The sequence below is a fragment of the Microbacterium profundi genome (genome assembly GCF_000763375.1).
GTDB lineage: Bacteria > Actinomycetota > Actinomycetes > Actinomycetales > Microbacteriaceae > Microbacterium > Microbacterium profundi.
In genome coordinates this window covers 1-709 of record NZ_JPSY01000010.1, presented here as the reverse complement: position 1 = coordinate 709, position 709 = coordinate 1, and the positions used below count along the sequence as shown (strand labels likewise).

At 64.5% G+C, this 709-nt stretch carries 1 protein-coding gene; it reads left to right on the top strand.

Annotated features, from left to right (window positions below):
- Positions 1 to 588: PstC family ABC transporter permease (locus JF52_RS0116225; protein WP_033107667.1), on the top strand; the 588-nt coding region annotated here is incomplete at its 5' end.
- Positions 589 to 709 lie beyond the last annotated feature (121 nt).

Sequence of the window (709 nt, the reverse complement as noted above, 5' to 3'; positions counted from 1 at the left end):
CCCCGCGTCCGCAAGATACTCAAGCCGTTGCTGGAGATTCTCGCCGGCATTCCTACCGTCGTCTACGGGTTCTTCGCCCTTCAGTTCGTCCAGGGCACGGTACTCCGCGACTGGCTCCAACTGCCGACGGGTGCGTTCAGCGTTCTCGCCGCTGGCCTTGTGATGGGTGTCATGATCATCCCCACCATCGCCTCGATCGCCGAGGATGCGATGTCTGCCGTTCCCAGCGCACTGCGACAGGGAAGCGCCGCTCTCGGCGCCAACCGTATGCAGACCACTCTCCGTGTTGTCTTCCCCGCGGCGCTGTCAGGCATCGTCGCCGCCGTCGTTCTGGGGATCTCCCGCGCGGTCGGAGAAACGATGATCGTCGCGATCGCCGCCGGCAGCCAGGCACAGATGGTGAGCAACCCGCTTGAGCAGGGACAGACGATGACTGGCTTCATTGCGAACGCCGCGCTCGGGGACTCCCGCGTCGGGAGCCTGGAATACAACACGCTGTTTGCCGTCGGGCTGCTGCTGTTCCTCATCACGCTGCTCATTAACTTCATCAGCATCCGCTTCGTGCGCCGATTCCGGGAGGCCTACTGATGTCCGCGCCGACAACCACCCCGCCCCGCGTGATCCACGCGTCCCGCCCACTCGCTACGGGCCGAAACGGAGAGATGCGCCCCACCGCGCTTCTGTTCCTTCTGCTGCTGTGGTTCTCGCT